The 14,442-nt window shown below is 44.0% G+C and carries 13 protein-coding genes; 11 read left to right on the plus strand and 2 right to left on the minus strand.

Annotation, left to right across the window (positions count from 1 at the left end; translation table 11 throughout):
- Positions 1 to 31: 31 nt before the first annotated feature.
- The 5 genes from MJ764_RS00940 (at position 32) to MJ764_RS00960 (ending at position 8,351) form a co-directional block, all read left to right on the plus strand.
- Complete coding sequence (locus tag MJ764_RS00940; protein WP_239323799.1) at positions 32 to 1,510, plus strand: efflux transporter outer membrane subunit; 1,479 nt, start codon at positions 32 to 34, stop codon at positions 1,508 to 1,510.
- A gap of 193 nt (positions 1,511 to 1,703) precedes the next feature.
- A complete protein-coding gene (locus MJ764_RS00945) occupies positions 1,704 to 3,266 on the plus strand; it encodes a patatin-like phospholipase family protein (RefSeq protein ID WP_239323800.1) in 1,563 nt (520 codons plus the stop codon).
- Between the two features lie 864 nt (positions 3,267 to 4,130).
- Positions 4,131 to 5,831 (plus strand): aspartate-alanine antiporter, encoded by a 1,701-nt coding sequence (gene aspT / locus MJ764_RS00950; protein WP_239323801.1) that lies wholly within the window; start codon positions 4,131 to 4,133, stop codon positions 5,829 to 5,831.
- Between the two features lie 31 nt (positions 5,832 to 5,862).
- Positions 5,863 to 7,455 carry a bifunctional aspartate transaminase/aspartate 4-decarboxylase gene (locus tag MJ764_RS00955; protein WP_239323802.1) on the plus strand — a complete coding sequence of 531 codons (1,593 nt, stop codon included), beginning with the start codon at positions 5,863 to 5,865 and terminating at the stop codon, positions 7,453 to 7,455.
- A gap of 173 nt (positions 7,456 to 7,628) precedes the next feature.
- Positions 7,629 to 8,351: a glutamine amidotransferase-related protein gene (locus MJ764_RS00960; RefSeq protein ID WP_239323804.1), complete on the plus strand. Its 723-nt coding sequence runs from the start codon at positions 7,629 to 7,631 to the stop codon at positions 8,349 to 8,351.
- A gap of 57 nt (positions 8,352 to 8,408) precedes the next feature.
- Here the strand turns inward: MJ764_RS00960 and MJ764_RS00965 are convergent, their stop codons facing one another.
- Together MJ764_RS00965 and MJ764_RS00970 are read right to left on the minus strand one after the other, a co-directional pair.
- Positions 8,409 to 8,765: a YkvA family protein gene (locus MJ764_RS00965; RefSeq protein ID WP_239323806.1), complete on the minus strand. Its 357-nt coding sequence runs from the start codon at positions 8,763 to 8,765 to the stop codon at positions 8,409 to 8,411.
- Positions 8,766 to 8,806: 41 nt separating this feature from the next.
- Positions 8,807 to 9,271, minus strand: coding sequence for a SixA phosphatase family protein (locus MJ764_RS00970; protein WP_239323808.1), 465 nt, complete (start codon positions 9,269 to 9,271; stop codon positions 8,807 to 8,809).
- 246 nt (positions 9,272 to 9,517) lie between these two features.
- On the opposite strand from MJ764_RS00970, the gene ubiA reads away from it, so the two are divergent.
- From ubiA to scpB, 6 genes are all read left to right on the plus strand, one after another.
- Positions 9,518 to 10,357, plus strand: a complete 840-nt coding sequence (ubiA, locus tag MJ764_RS00975; protein ID WP_239324068.1) for a 4-hydroxybenzoate octaprenyltransferase — start codon at positions 9,518 to 9,520, stop codon at positions 10,355 to 10,357.
- A gap of 149 nt (positions 10,358 to 10,506) precedes the next feature.
- A complete protein-coding gene (gene ptsN, locus MJ764_RS00980) occupies positions 10,507 to 10,962 on the plus strand; it encodes a PTS IIA-like nitrogen regulatory protein PtsN (protein WP_239324070.1) in 456 nt (151 codons plus the stop codon).
- 12 nt (positions 10,963 to 10,974) lie between these two features.
- A complete protein-coding gene (gene hprK / locus MJ764_RS00985) occupies positions 10,975 to 11,937 on the plus strand; it encodes an HPr(Ser) kinase/phosphatase (protein ID WP_100089478.1) in 963 nt (320 codons plus the stop codon).
- Entirely contained in the window at positions 11,918 to 12,778 is an 861-nt protein-coding gene (gene rapZ / locus MJ764_RS00990; protein WP_239323810.1) for an RNase adapter RapZ, read from the plus strand. The genes hprK and rapZ overlap by 20 nt, the downstream gene beginning before the upstream one ends.
- 89 nt (positions 12,779 to 12,867) lie before the next feature.
- The gene (gene ylqF, locus MJ764_RS00995; protein WP_239323812.1) at positions 12,868 to 13,791 is read left to right on the plus strand and encodes a ribosome biogenesis GTPase YlqF; all 924 of its coding nucleotides are present in this window, start codon (positions 12,868 to 12,870) and stop codon (positions 13,789 to 13,791) included.
- 50 nt (positions 13,792 to 13,841) lie between these two features.
- A complete protein-coding gene (scpB, locus tag MJ764_RS01000) occupies positions 13,842 to 14,441 on the plus strand; it encodes an SMC-Scp complex subunit ScpB (protein WP_239323815.1) in 600 nt (199 codons plus the stop codon).
- Position 14,442 lies beyond the last annotated feature (1 nt).

Raw genomic sequence — 14,442 nt, forward strand, 5'->3', positions numbered from 1 at the left:
TGGTTGCGCCGGATTTTCGGGAAGTAAGGTAATGAATAAAACATGGTTGCCGGTATTACTGGCTATGGGGTTAATGGCAGGCTGTGGCAGAACCGATATTCAGGTGAAATCTACTGTGGGTGTACCACAGCAGTTTGAGCACAGTGCGACAGCCCGCGGTGCAGCAGACATCAGCCGCTGGTGGCAGAGCTGGCCAGACCCAATATTGAACGACTTGATCAATACTGGCTTAAAGAATAACCGTAATCTGGCCAAAATGAAAGCCAATATGCTTTCAGCCCGTGCCAGTGCAGCCGTGGCGGAGTCTGATCTTGGTCCGCAGGCTGAGGTGGAAAGCAGTGGCGGCTTACACCGCTACAATGGTGCCAATGCGCTCAAAGACCTGAATCTGCCGAGAATCGGTAATACTAAAGATTATTTACAGGCGACTGGTTCACCTTTGGGTGCCAATCGCAGTCGCTGGCATGGCAATATGGCGCAGGCGGGTTTTACCGCTAGCTGGGAACCGGATGTATTCGGGCAGAAGCGCAGTGATGCTGATGAAATGCATTATCTGAGTCTGAGCGAAACAGAACGCTGGCATGGTGCTCAGATGCTACTCAGTAGTGAGATTGCTGATAATTATCTGAAAATGCGTGCCATGCAGCAGCGGGCGAAAGTGGGTGAACACAGTGTGGCTACGCTCAAAGAATTGCAGCGCTATACAGTTGGTCGTTTTCGTGCTGGCCAGACTACAGCTTATGATGTAAGGGAAATTGCTGCCAAGCTGGCCGGTATGCAGGCACAGATTGCCACTTATCAGGCACAGGCAGATGTATACCAACGCAATATCGCGGTATTAACCGGCCAGCCACCGCAGGGTTTTGCTATTGCTCCTGCGTCTCTGGACATTTTTCAGCATTTACCTTCGGCACCTGCTGGACAGTTACCATTGGAGGTCATTATCCGGCGGCCGGACATTCGTACTCAGGAAAATGTGGTGAAAGCGATGAGCGCTGGGCTGGCCAGTGCTAAAGCAGATCGGCTGCCGCGTTTTACACTTAATTTTTTATGGCAAACTGGCCAGATACATTTAAATAACAATACATCATATTTAAAAAATATTGTTGGCCTGCTTGATGCTGGTATGACAATTCCAGTATTCACCGCCGGCCGTATTAAACATAATATTGAAAGAGCAGATGCCCAGTTACAGGCAGCTATTGCTGCGTATGATAATATGATTTTGCAGGCGCTGGCCGAAGTAGATAATGCTTATCAGATGCAGTTTAGCCTGTACCAGCAAACCCAGTTAATGCATCTGGCGCAAACGCAGGCGGCCAGTCAGGCCAGTGCAGCCGAGAAACTGTTTCGCTTTGGCGATATGACACTAGATCGCAGTTTGCGGGCACGTTTGAATGCAGAAGATTTGGCTGATAAACAGATTCAGAGCCGGTTGGAAGAAGCGCGTAATCTGGTCAATCTGTACAAGACACTTGGCGGTGGCTGGCAGGGCAGTGATGCAGAATAGCCAATACGCGCAACAGGATTTAGTTTCCGGACTGCATCGGTAATTTAATAATTTAATAGTGTAATTACAAAGTAGAACTGATAAGGTTGAATAGTGGTGACAATATTACTCTGGCACTTTAATCAATAAAAATAGTATTATTGATAATTGAACGGAATATTTTAATACGCTTTTTTTGGTCTGGGAGCCATATATGCCGCTGTGTATTACTCGATCCACAATATGGCTGATGCTAACTTTGATTGTTGTATTCGGATTGAATGCCTGTGCTACTTTGCAATATCAGCCGGTGGCAACGCTTGATCATATTAATGAAAGTAAGGGCTATCGACTGCAAAATGCTTTATTAAACAATAATACGGATAAAAGAGATGATGTAATTGGTATTGTTATGTTCTCTGGTGGCGGCACACGTGCAGCAGCCTTTGGCTACGGCGTTCTTGAATCGCTGAAAAAGCAGCAGGTGAAAATTGGTGGCAGACAAACCAGTCTGCTCGATACAGTGGATGTGGCCTATGGCATTTCTGGCGGTTCTGTACTGGCTACTTATTTTGGCTTACATGGTGCAGACACGATTCCCAGATTTGAGCATAATTTTCTCAATCAGAATTTACAGAAAATGCTTATCGGGCAGGTGTTTTCGATGGCAAACTGGTCGCGACTGGCTTCGCCGGAGTTTGGCCGCGGGGATTTGCTGCAGGAGCAGCTAGATTTACATTTATATCATGGTGCTACCTATGCCGATTTAAATAATAAACGTCGAGGGCCGTTTGTTGTGATTAGTGCTACGGATATGAGTCTGGGCAGTCGGCTGGATTTTACGCAAGAATATTTTGATGTGCTCTGTCTGGATTTAACCAAGGTACCTATTGCACGGGCAGTGGCTGCTTCCAGCGCAGTACCGTTGGTATTTGCTCCGGTAACACTGAATAACAATGGTGGCAACTGTCACTATCAGTTACCTAATGATCTCGAGGACAGCAATACTGCGGATGCTACTGGTACCACTGCGTTTCGTGCTCAGACGCGCGCGGTTTACCGTGCTAATCTGAAACAGTATCAGGATAGTCAGAAACGGCCTTATATTCACTTACTGGATGGTGGACTGACTGATAATCTTGGCTTGCGCAGTCTGCTGGATACGACAGAACTATATAGTAATAAAACTCTGTACGATCGTTTGGAATCGGCGAATATTCATAAAATCATTATTATTAATGTCAATGCACAGTCGCAGCGAAAAAATGAAATTGACAGTAGTGCCAGTGTCCCGGGTACGGCAGATGTAGTCAGGGCGTTGACCAGTATTCCGATTGAGAAGTATTCGGAAGATACGCAGCGTCAGTTTCAAAAATATGCTGAATGGTGGAACGAGAACCGTAGTGGGAACACGCCACGTGTCTATTATATTAGTGTGAATTTGCTGGATTTGCCGCCTTCGCCGTTGAGAGAAAAAGTAATTCATATACCGACTACATTTTATCTGGCTCATAGTGAAGTCAATAACCTGCGTAAGGCTGCTAAACAGTTGCTGACACAATCTCCAGAGTATCAGCGGCTGATTAAAGACATTGGTGTGCCATCTTCAGCACCTAAGACGGAATCATTAACGCTATATGATGATGACGCATCTGATCCAGACTCTGATGCAGCGGCGGCGGATACCAAAAATTCTGATATGGTTGATAATCCACAAAATGATCTAAATAATGTAGTCAATTTTATCAATACTGAGTCGCTACCGTTGCTGCGCTGATTTATTTTGACCTGACTAAATAAATAGGTGGGTTAGCAAATAAGTGTGTATTTGTTGCGGTTACGTTTTGCCATTACTCAATAAGTTTTTATATAAAAAATCATTATTAATAAAGCCTGAAAGCTCTTTTTCAGGCTTTTTTGTTTTTCTTTGCTGGTAAGCGCTCATTCGCCGCTCAGAATCAATATATGGCTATTATCTGTCGATGGGGTTTTGGCCGGCCGGTTTGCCATTATTTTGTGTAAATTTTGTGTAGCGAAATGGAATTAGTTGGCTACTTACTGAAGTAAATTTTTTAATTTGCAAGTTATGTTAATTTTATTTTCAATTTTTTTAGGAAAAAATGGATTTTGTTGTAAAATGGCCACGGAGTGAGGTAAGAATAGTCGGTTTTCTAATTTGGATTCTTGGTATTATTTCAGTATGTTATGGCTTGTTACTTAGGTTGCGAAAAGCATTTATATAGCTTAATAATGATATATGCAATTTATATAAATATATTTAAAAAAAAATGGATTATTTAATTTGTATGCTAAATATAGCGTTATTGGGTTATTTTATAATTATTATATTTATAGCATAATTTATCCTTTGATTTTATTAGTATATTAATGAAATTTTCTAAACAAATTCTTAACTTTCTTCTTTTAAATCAATGAAAAAGTTGCTTAATTCGCCTTTTGTGGTAAGTGTGAATTTATTCTTACATATGACCTAAACGTGATTATTTAATTTAATTATATGCCTTTGGTGTTAACAAAATACCAAAGTTATCATTTATTTTCATACCTATGAAAATAAAGACAAAAATTAAAATCGCACAAGCGCACACTAATCTTCGTTCTTTCAGGAGAAGGTAGACATATGTTGAATTGGGTATTGACTAATATTCAGGAATCGCCGGTTATTCTGCTGTTTCTGTCGTTAAGTCTGGGCTATTTACTGGGCAGTTTTCGCTTCGGTAAGTTCCAGCTCGGCGGAGTTGCTGGTTCTCTGTTGGTGGCAGTAGTTTTAAGTCTGCTCAATGTTCACATTGATTCTGGTCTTAAAGCTTTGCTGTTTACTTTATTTATTTATGCTGTGGGTTATGAAAGTGGCCCCCAGTTTTTCCGTTCACTGGGCGTAAAAACTCTGCGTGAAATCTTTCTGGCGCTGTTCATTGCCATTACCGGTTTTATTACGGTGATGATTATGGCACGTCTGTTCCATCTCGATAAAGGTCTGGCTGCTGGTCTGGCTGCCGGTGGCTTAACTCAGTCGGCCATTCTGGGTACAGCTGCTGATGCCTTGACGCATATGGGGCTGCCCGCAGATCAATTGCAGCAATTGCAGGCTAATGTGGCCATTGGTTATGCGGTGACTTATATCTTTGGTTCACTGGGTGCAATCATTATCTGTATGAATGTGCTGCCAAAAGTCATGGGGCGCGATATTCGTGATGATGCAGTGGCTGCCGAAGCTGAGCAACTGAAAGGTGCCATGGCACTGGAAGGCAATCAGGGGATGGCAATTACTCAGATGGTTGGCCGTATCTATGTGGTTGAACGTGATATTCATAAAACCATTAAGGATATAGAGCTGGAAAATATGGGTATTACCATCGAACGCATTAAACGTCATGGCAATCTGATCGATTGCACGCCGTCTACTGTGCTGAAAGCGGATGACATTATTCTGATTGTTGGTCGGCGTGAAGCTGTTACTTCTGTCAGCACTTTATTTGGCCGTGAGCTGGATTCAGAACATGGGCTGGAAGTGATTGTTGATACTAAGGATGTGGTATTCCGCAATCCTGAGTATGCCAATAAAACCATGGCTGAAATCCGTTCTAAAGTACATCTGAGTGACAATGACTTTGAAATTCAGCACGGTATCTATCTGGTTGCGTTGCATCGCAACGGTCAAAAGCTGGATATCACTCCTGATACAGAATTCAAGCTGGGCGATGTGATGACCATTTACGGTTCTACCAGTGATATTAATCGTGTCGTTCACATTATTGGCGCGCCGATTACTGTTAACAGTAAAACTGACTGGGCTTATCACGGTCTGGGTGTAGTGCTTGGTCTGATTATCGGCTGGGTAGTGGTTCGTGTTGGCAATATTCCGATTACTTTGGGTGCCGGTGGTGGTGCGCTGCTGTCCGGTTTGTTCTTCGGCTGGCTACGTGCCCGCAAACAGACCTTTGGCAATATGCCGGTTGCCGCTTCTCAGTTTATGAAAGATTTTGGTTTGGCTGGTTTTGTGTCTGTAGTGGGTTTGCAGTCTGGATTACAGGCAATTACGACTATTAAAGAACATGGGTTGACTCTGTTTTTGATTGGTGTCGTGGTTACGCTGGTTCCGATGATTCTGGCTATTTTCTTTGGTCGCTATGTGCTTCGTTATGATAATGCAGCGGTGTTTGCTGGTGCTTTATCTGGTTCACGTAGTGCCAATCCTGCATTTGGTGAAGTTCTGGATAAAGCAGGTAATGCTATTCCGACTACTCCATTTGCCGTTACATATGCATTAGCCAATGTGTTCCTGACATTGTTAGGACCATTGATTGTGGCTCTTGTCTGATATGTGCTTTTAATTTCTTGAGGAAACCGTTATGACTTCAAAACATGATTTTGAAAAATATGCTAATTTAAGTCCATTTGAGTTGAAAAACCATTTGATTGACTTGGCACAGAGTCGCAATGATCGCATGATGCTGAATGCTGGTCGTGGCAATCCTAATTTTCTGGCTACTTTGCCTCGCAATGCTTTTTTTGAATTAGGTCTGTTTGCCACTGAAGAGTCTGAAATTTCTTTCTCTTTCCTGGATCAGAATATCGGTGGTATGCCTTTCAAAGATGATTTGATGGCACGCTTTGACGATTTTATTCGTCGCAACCGCCACAATCCAGGTGTGGATTTCCTGAGCAAAGCTATGTCTTATGTACGTGACCAGCTTGGTTACAATCAGCATCAGTTTTTGCTGGAAATGACTGAAGGTATCCTAGGCTGTAATTATCCCGTACCAGACCGTATGTTGCGTCTGTCTGAAGAAATCGTTAAAACCTATATTCTGGAAGAAATGGGTGCCAAAACGATGAGTAATGACGACATCGACCTGTTTGCAACTGAAGGTGGTACTGCTGCGATGGCATACATTTTCAGTTCACTGAAACAGAATGGTTTGATTCGTCACGGTGACAAGATTGCTTTGGGCGCACCGATTTTCACGCCTTATCTGGAAATCCCTGAACTGAATGATTACGAACTGGAAGAAGTGCTAATCAATGCTGATCCGAAACTGGACTGGCAGTATCCTGAAAGCGAATTGCGTAAACTGGAAGACCCTTCAATCAAGGCATTCTATCTGGTTAATCCATCCAATCCGCCTTCAGTGAAAATGGATGATCGCAGTCTGCAAATTATTGCTGATATCGTGAAAAAACGTCCAGACCTGATCATTCTGACCGATGACGTCTATGGTACATTTGCTGAGAACTTTGAATCTCTGTTCACGCTGTGCCCATACAACACTATTCTGGTTTATTCTTTCTCCAAATACTTCGGTGCTACTGGCTGGCGCTTGGGCGTAATTGCCATGGCCAAAGAAAATGTACTGGACAAGAAAATTGCTGAATTGCCTGAAGAAGAACGTCAGGTGTTGCACAAACGCTATCTGTCTATTACTCCTGAACCGGAAAAACTGAAACTGATCGACCGTATGGTTGCAGACAGCCGTGCTGTGGCTCTGAATCACACCGCTGGCTTGTCTACACCACAACAGGTACAGATGGTACTGTTCTCTCTGGCTGAAATGATGGATACCAAGAAACAGTATAAAGATGCTCTGATGGCGTTGATTCGCAATCGTAGTGCAGCCATGTACAAACAGTTGGGTATTAAACACGAGTTTAATGAAAACAGTGTGGATTACTATACTCTGGTGGATATGGAAGATACTGCCCGTCAGTTGTATGGTGATGAATTTGCCGAGTGGGTGGTTAAAACCAAAAATCCGAATGAACTACTGTTCAGAATTGCAGATGAGTCTGGTGTAGTATTGTTGCCGGGCAAAGGTTTTGCCGTTCGCCACCCATCTGGCCGGGTATCTTTAGCCAATCTGAATGAATACCAGTACAAAGCTATCGGTGCTTCACTGCACAAACTGGCTTGTGAGTATCATGAAGAGTTTAAAGCTAGCAAATAATTAATTTGACTGTAGCTTAAATAGCAGCACCGTACTTTATCAAAGTACGGTGCTATTGCGTTTGCCTGCTCTTATGTGCAAATAAAAATCCTGTTTAGGTTCGATATCTGGTTGTTAAAACGGTATAGTTTTGGCTTGTCAAAGCTGATTCGAATCCACTGAGGAGAGTAGGAATGCATATACATTTTATTATTCACGAAGATTTTGAAGGTCCGGCAGCTTGCGAAGAGTGGGCGAAAAGTAGAAAACATCACATTTCGTATTCACGTCTGTATCTTGGCGAAAAACTGCCAGATTCAGCCGTGAATCTGGATATGCTGATTATGATGGGTGGTCCGCAATCACCTTTAACCTCAACTAAGGAATGCAGCTATTTTGATAGTAACGCAGAACAAAAACTGATTATTGATGCTGTTAATAAAGGCAAAGCTGTATTGGGTATCTGTCTGGGCGCGCAGTTAATAGGACAGGCACTGGGTGGAATGGTAGAAACCAGTCCCAATAGGGAAATAGGTTATTTTCCGATACACCTGACCTCAGCCGGTTTGGCTGATGAGCTCATTGCGCATTTTGGTAAAGAGTTAACTGTAGGGCACTGGCATGGAGATATGCCGGGCTTAACACCACAGGCACAAATTCTGGCTTACAGTACCGGTTGTCCGCGGCAGATTGTGCGTTATGCGCCTTTGGTATATGGGTTTCAATGTCATTTGGAGCTGAATACAGCAGCAATTGATGCATTAATTGCGCATTCCAAGGTCGATTTACATCATGCAGACAAATACCTTTTTATACAATCTGAACAAGAAATACAATCGTTTAATTACACGGCAATGAATCAGCAGTTATTTATTTTTCTGGATAAATTTATGCAGAGATACCAGATGCTGCAATGAAGATAGCTGAGAATTATCGGGTTTAAAAACAAATTTTGCTTAATGTTTTACTGTGTTTCATTTAGGAAAGAATCGAGCAATGGCCGCCAGAGCTTGTTCTTTCAGAGCCGGTGTTATGGCTGCCTGTAATTGTCTGCACACCATGGTAATCACTGCGATGTCGTCAGTGAATCCGAGTGGCCCAAGAAAATCGGGAATCAGGTCTATCGGGCTGAGAAAGTAGACTAATGCCCCCAGAATCAACATTTTGCTGCGTAATGGTGTCTCAGGTGATTTAAACAGCAGATATAAGGTATATAGTTGCACGACAACTGGCTTGCCCAGACGCAAGGCGTTTTTGGCCAGCTTGGCTAAAAAGCTCCGCTCATTAAACCATGAGTGGCGAACATTCACTTTTTTGGAGAAGAAATTCATAGCATTTGTGCTTTCGTGCTAATTAGTTATTTGTATACGGCTTACTTCAAAGCAGTGGGAGACAAGGCTACTTTTAAACGAGCCTGATGATGCTGGTGGTAAAAACGGATATCAAACCACCAGAAAGCGGATTTTTTTACCGACCAGAATTGTTGTGGTAACCAGACACCATTGAGCAGATAGGCACAAAACTGACCCATCCACGGTTGATGACCAACCCATATCTGGGTAGCAGTTGGTGGCTGCTGTTGCAGGAATGTAGCCAGATTGAGCGGATGGCTATCAGGATTAAGCAATTTGTGCACAGACAAAGGCTGTTTAAGATAATTTGCAGTTTGTTGTGTCCGTACTGCTTCAGAGCAGTAAACCTGATAGTTGGCAGGCAAGTGTTGCTGTAGCCACTGGGCGCTGACTTTAGCCTGTTGCTGGCCTTTGTTTGTTAATCTGCGAGCTAGATCATCCCAGTTGTCTTCAGCTTCGGCATGGCGCCATAAAATTAAATCCATATCTTACTCTTTCGGATAATGGCATCAAAATACAGTGAGCTGTTATGCTTATGTTACAATTGTTTGGTTTGCAGACAGCTATATGATAGTAGTGGCATCTTGATGGTTCTGGCAATGTTATACAGACTATCTTTGTGTTTTTTAATCAAGCATTAACATTGAAAGACTGGTGTGAATCGATTTTCTGTTGAAGGGGAATTGGAGCACAAAAAGTGCTCGCAGCTTGCGGAACGCCTCCATATTTATATGCAACTAATGCGTATAGACCGCCCAATTGGCACCTTGCTGCTGCTGTGGCCAACTTGGTGGGCATTATGGATTGCCGCAGATGGCCATCCGGACGGGCTTCTCGTATTGTTGTTTACTATTGGTACATTTTTAATGCGCAGTGCTGGTTGTGTGATTAATGATTATGCAGACCGCAATTTTGATGGTGCCGTTGAACGCACCAATCAGCGACCGTTTGCATTAAAAAAAGTTACCAAAAAAGAAGCAATTACATTAACTATAGTGTTGTGTGCTCTGGCGGCACTGTGTTTGCTACCTATGAACCGGCTGACCTGGATGATGAGTATTCCGGCACTGTTTCTTGCCATAACGTATCCGTTTACCAAGCGTTTTTTTCCCTTACCACAGCTATATCTTGGCTTGGCATTTTCGTTTGGCATTCCGATGGCGTTTGCTGCTGTTAGCAATCATGTGCCGCTGATTGCGTGGATTTTGCTGGCGGCCAATACGTTATGGACTTTGGCTTATGACACCATTTATGCCATGGCAGACAAAGAGGATGATCTGAAAATTGGCATTCATACTTCTGCGATTACTTTCGGTGAACATGATATTACTGCGGCTATGTTGTGCCATGCAGGCTTCGATATGCTGATGATTCTGGCTGGCTGGCTGATTCATGCCAGTCTCTGGTACTGGCTGGCTCTGCCACTGGTACTCAGCTTGCAGTACTGGCAGTGGCGGAAAATCCGTACCCGTGATCGTAAAGTATGCTTTACTATGTTTGTACGTAATAACCGAATTGGACTCATCTGGTTTACTGGGCTATTACTGCATTACTGGCTGGGTAAAGCATAAAGATTGAGGGCAGTATTGAGCAGGTAAGAAGCAAATTTTTTGTAATTTGATTGTATTTGAATAAATTGCACATTATTTGGCGCAGTAAATATATCCTTAGCTGGATTGTTACAGCCAATGGTGTAATTTGATAGGAATTGAAAATGAGCATGAGTTTAATTGGGGATATTTTACCGGTTTCACATGTGGTTCTGGATTTGAACGTAAGCAGTAAGAAACGCCTGTTCGAAGAAGCCGGCCACTTGTTGTCTCAACAGGCAGGTCTTTCACAGGAAGATGTGTTTAATTGTCTGTTTGCGCGTGAAAAGCTGGGTTCTACTGCATTAGGTAAAGGTGTGGCTATTCCTCATGGTCGTACTGGCGCAGTGACTGATACTGTAGGCGCTTTTTTTCGGCTGCAAACACCCATCGCCTTTGATGCACCAGATGAACAGCCGGTTAGTATGATATTTGTGTTGCTGGTGCCGGAAAATGCTTCAACCAGACATCTGAATGTGTTATCAGAACTGGCTGGAAAATTTTCACAGAAATCGGTACGCAATGCCCTGTTGTCCGCAACCAGTGCCGAAAGTGTGCGCGAAATACTGGTAGCAGAACAGGTATAAGGACGAATTATCATGCCCAGTATATCGGTACGGCGCTTATATCATGACAATCAGACCAAGTTGAAACTTGCGTGGTCTGCTGGTACGGCTGGTGCGGATAATCGCATCAGTATTGATGCCGATAAGCCGGTATTGGCACTGGTTGGTCACCTGAATTTCATACATCCCAATCAGGTACAGGTAATCGGGATTGCTGAAGTAGAATATCTGAATAAAATTGAGGCTGGTGAAATTAAAACCACACTCAATGAATTATTCGATTTAACTATGTCGCTGATTATTGTTGCCAATGATTTGCCTGTACCATACATGTTGCGTGATTATTGCCATACGCATAATGTACCATTGCTGACATCCAAGACGGAAAGCCCTTTTCTGATGGATGTATTACGCATCTATCTGCAACGGGTACTGGCTGCATCTACAGTCAAATACGGTGTATTTCTGGATGTTTTTGAAGTCGGAGTATTGATTATCGGCCAGTCAGGACTGGGAAAAAGCGAGCTGGCGCTGGAATTGATATCGCGCGGACATGGTCTGGTGGCGGATGATGCAGTGGAATTGTATCGTATTGGCCCAGAAACGCTTGAGGGGCGCTGTCCGGCCTTGTTGAAAGACTTTCTTGAAGTGCGCGGCTTGGGGGTGTTGAATATTCGGGCAATTTTTGGTGAAACTGCCGTACGACCAAAAAAGCAGTTACAGCTAATAATCAATTTGGTACTGGCAGATGACAGCCATATGCAGCGAATAGACCGCCTGAGTATCAAAAGTGAAACGGAAAGTATTCTGAACGTATCTATTCGCAGTGTTACCTTGCCGGTAGCAGTTGGACGCAACTTGGCCGTATTAGTAGAAGCTGCTGTCAGTAATTTCATTTTACAGATGCGGGGAAAAGACAGTACCAAGCAATTTCTGGATCGTCATAATTCCATGCTGCAAGAGGATGCTGTGAATCATGAGGATAGTATTGATTAGTGGATTGTCCGGTTCCGGAAAATCTATTGCTTTACGTTTACTGGAAGATGTTGGTTTTGTCTGCGTGGATAATCTGCCGGTAAAGCTTTTACCTGATTTGATTGAACACTATGCTGCCAGCGATGTGGCACAGCTAGGTGTCAGTGTGGATATACGCTCTCGTTTTAATCCGGCAGAAGTGCTGGAGTTGGTAACCCGCTTGCGTGCCCAAAAACATCAGGTTGATTTGCTGTTTTTAACTTCTTCCGCGGTCGTATTGCTTCGCCGTTTTTCTGAAACACGCCGCAGTCATCCTCTGGCACAGGAACACAAAACCTTAAGTGAAAGCGTTGCTGCTGAACAGCAATATATGTCTGCCTTACAAAGATATGCATATGTTATTGATACCTCCTTGCTAAATGTGCCGCAATTGCGCCGGCAGATTCAGCAATGGCTGCATTTGCCCGTGGCTCCGATGCGCGTAGTGCTGGAATCTTTTGGTTATAAATATGGCGTGCCTGCTGGCTTGGATTTTGTCTTTGATGTTCGCTTTCTGCCTAATCCATATTATGATTTTCACTTGCGTCCCTTTAGCGGTCTGGATGAACCAGTCAGGACATTTTTTTCCCAGCAGCCAGTGATGGCAGAAATGATTGCAGATTTAGCCGATTTTTTGCTGCGCTGGTTACCGCAGATGGAAAAAGAAAGTCGCAGCTATGTTAATATCGGTGTTGGCTGTACAGGTGGTCAGCATCGTTCAGTTTATATCGTGGAAGCTTTAGCGCAGCAATTAAATGCTTATTGCGTACTGGTGCGGCACCGGCAGTTAGAGTTAAGTAAGAATTCTGAAAAAACGGTATAATAAGAACAGTGAGTTATTCAGGCAGCCCGTAATTAGGCTGCCTGTGTGTTTTTTGTATAAGAGTTTTGTGTATCAGACAAGGACAGTTTATGGCTATTCAATGGTATCCCGGGCATATGAACAAAGCCAAAAAAGCCATTGCCGAACGGATTAAAAGTGTGGATATGGTCATTGAAGTACTGGATGCCCGCTTACCCGCTTCCAGTGCCAATCCATTACTGGCAAAACTGTCTGGTGACAAACCCAAACTGAAAATTCTGAATAAGCAGGATTTGGCCGATCCCGAACGTACTGAGTTGTGGCTGGCCGATTATCGTTCCCAGCTCAATACCAACGTACTGGCACTGGATGCATCAGAAAAACAGGCAGCCAGTAAGATTATTGCGGCCTGCCGCACTCTGGTGCCAAACCGTCATGGTTTGGACCGGCCACTAAGAGTGCTTATCTGTGGCATTCCCAATGTAGGTAAATCTACCCTGATTAATGGTATGCTGGGTAAACGCAGTGCCAAAACGGGTAATGAGCCAGGTATCACCAAAGCTGAGCAGCGGCTGATACTGGCCGATGATTTCTGGTTATATGACACCCCCGGGATGTTGTGGCCAAAAATTATTGTTGAAGAAGCTGGTTATAATCTGGCTGCCAGTGGCGCTGTCGGACGTAACGCGCTGGACGAAGAAATTGTAGCACTGCAATTACTGGATTATCTGCGCCGCCATTATCTGCCTTTGCTTCAGCAGCGCTATCAGGCTGACCTCAGTGAAAGTCCGCACTGGCGTGATGACAACTGGCTGGACTGGATTGGTAAAAAACGTGGTGCCCTGTTAAGTGGCGGCCGCATTGATTACCAGAAAGCTGCTGAACGCCTGCTTACTGATTTCCGTGACGGGCTGATTGGCCGAATCACGCTGGAAACACCCAATCAATGGGCAGTGTGGCTGAAAAAGGGACAGCAGCACGAAGCGCAGCTTAAAGCTGAACGGGCAGCCAAAAAAGCAGCTCGCAAAGGTTAATCTTATAAAGTCCATTGAAAACAGAATTTAAAGCGTTGAAACATATAACCATGAATCATCCTGTTTCCATCGAAGCATTGATTGAAGCTGCATTACTGACCCAAAGTGAGGCGTTAAGCGAGCAGGTATTAGCAAGCTTGAGGGAACCGCCATTATCAGCAGAGGAATTAGGTGACATATTGTCAGCACTGCGTGAGCGCTGGCAGGAACGGGCGCTAAATCTGGTACACAGTGCAGAGGGTTGGCATTTTCAGGTAATCAGTACTGCTTATTCGCAATTGGCTGGTCTGGATGTGCAGCGTACGCCACGTTATTCGCGTGCGGTACTGGAAACATTGGCTATAATTGCCTATCAGCAACCGGTAACACGCAGTGATATCGAAGCTATTCGCGGTGTTACAGTTTCCAGCAATGTTTTACAGACTTTACAGGACCGTGGCTGGATAGAAATTATCGGGCAGCGGGATAGCGTGGGGCGGCCAAATTTGTGGGCCACTACAGCTACTTTTTTAAGTGATTTACAGTTGGAAAATTTAAGCCAGCTACCACCTTTAACAGAATTGGGTGAATTGGTTTTACCCGATTTAAATGAACCTGCCGTGGCTCAAACCACCGCAGAAGAACCGTCTGATGACGGATTAGGAGTATAAC

Origin of the sequence: Snodgrassella gandavensis, assembly GCF_914768025.1 — a bacterium.
Classification (GTDB): Bacteria; Pseudomonadota; Gammaproteobacteria; order Burkholderiales; family Neisseriaceae; genus Snodgrassella; species Snodgrassella gandavensis.